Consider the following 1,349-nt stretch of genomic DNA (forward strand, 5'->3'; position numbering starts at 1 on the left):
TCGAGGCTGCTATATCTGTCAAGCGGCTGTTTGGAGGGGTTCTGGGTCGCGTTCGAGGAGTTTGAACAGTTGTCGGGAGAGGGCTCGTTTGAGGCAGCGGCGGGCTTCGCGTGGGGACTTTCCTTCGGAGACGCGGCGGGCGATGTAGGCGCGGGTGTCGGGGTCGATGCGGGTCCGGACGAGGATGATGGTGTGGAGCGCCCGATTGAGTTGGCGGTCGCCGCTGCGGTTGAGCCGGTGGCGGTTGGTGAGGCCTGAGGATGCCGGGATGGGGGCCGTGCCGGCGAACGCGGCGAAGGCGGCCTCGGAGCGGAATCGTCCGGGATGAGACCAACTGACCAGGATCTGTGCCGCGCTAATGGCGCCCACGCCGGCCTGTTCCATCAGCTCGGGCTTGAACTCGTTGATCAGGGCGGTGATCTCCTCTTCGAGAGCCTTGGCCTCGGCGCGTAGTGTCTGGATGCGCTGGGCGGTGGAGCGCAGCGCCCGGACGGTCATGCGGTGTTCCAGGGTCTGGGAGGGCCGGTCTCGCAGTTTGGCGCAGTAGCTGACCTGAGCTTTGCTGCCCATGGAACGGATCTCGCCGCGCAGGTCGTCGGGTGCCGAGACGAGCAGGGCCTTCAGGTGGTTGATCGCCGCGGTGGTCGCGTTGACGGCGCCCTGGCGGGTGGTGAGCAGCACCCTGAGCGCCTCGCGTTCTCCGCGGCGGCGGGGCTGGATGAGATGCTCGCTGGTCAACGCCTCACGAGCGGCGCGAATCGCGTCGAGGGCGTCGGTCTTGCGACCGCCACGTTGAGCTGGTCGCTTGGGACGGCAGACCTCCACCACCTTTTCGCCGGAGGCCTCCAAGGACGCAGCCAGACCCGCGCCGTAGCTACCGGTTCCTTCAAGAGCCCAGCAGCGTCGACCTGGGATGTGCTTGCGGGCGAAGTCCAAGAGCTGAAGATAGCCGTGGGCGTCGGTGGTCGCCTCAGCGTGGGCGAGGACGGCTCCCAGCGAACTGACCGCGGCGGCGGCCAGGGTATCGCGGTGAGTATCGACCCCGATGACGCCATCGACCTGTTCTGCCAGCGTGGACATGTGGCTTGCTTCCCTTCCAGAGGCGACTGCGGTTGGCGTCGGCCTGGATGGGATCACCACGCGGCAGAACTGTGACGAGTCACGCCGCAAGCGGCGGACGAGCTGCTAATCAAGCCAACGGGTGGGCCAGGTCGACGCCGGCACCCGGTAGACATCTCGAAAACAAGGCAGTCCTATATCGGGCGCCAGTTCCGAATGCGGGTCATACCAGGTGCCAGCGTCGAGCGTGGCAGGCCCAGCCGGGCCGTAGGTCAAGAATCACAGTTCCG

Annotated in this window: 1 protein-coding gene; it reads right to left on the minus strand. The window is 66.6% G+C overall.

Annotation, left to right across the window (positions count from 1 at the left end; translation table 11 throughout):
* Positions 1–18: 18 nt before the first annotated feature.
* Complete coding sequence (locus ACZ6R6_RS49320) at positions 19–1,080, minus strand: IS110 family RNA-guided transposase (protein WP_470104478.1); 1,062 nt, start codon at positions 1,078–1,080, stop codon at positions 19–21.
* Between the last annotated feature and the right edge of the window lie 269 nt (positions 1,081–1,349).

This window comes from Streptosporangium sp. NPDC048886 (assembly GCF_055586905.1).

Coding starts and splice junctions, on each gene's coding strand:
- ACZ6R6_RS49320 (WP_470104478.1), bottom strand. CDS start 1,080: ATGTCCACGCTGGCAGAACAGGTCGATGGCGTCATCGGGGTCGATACT.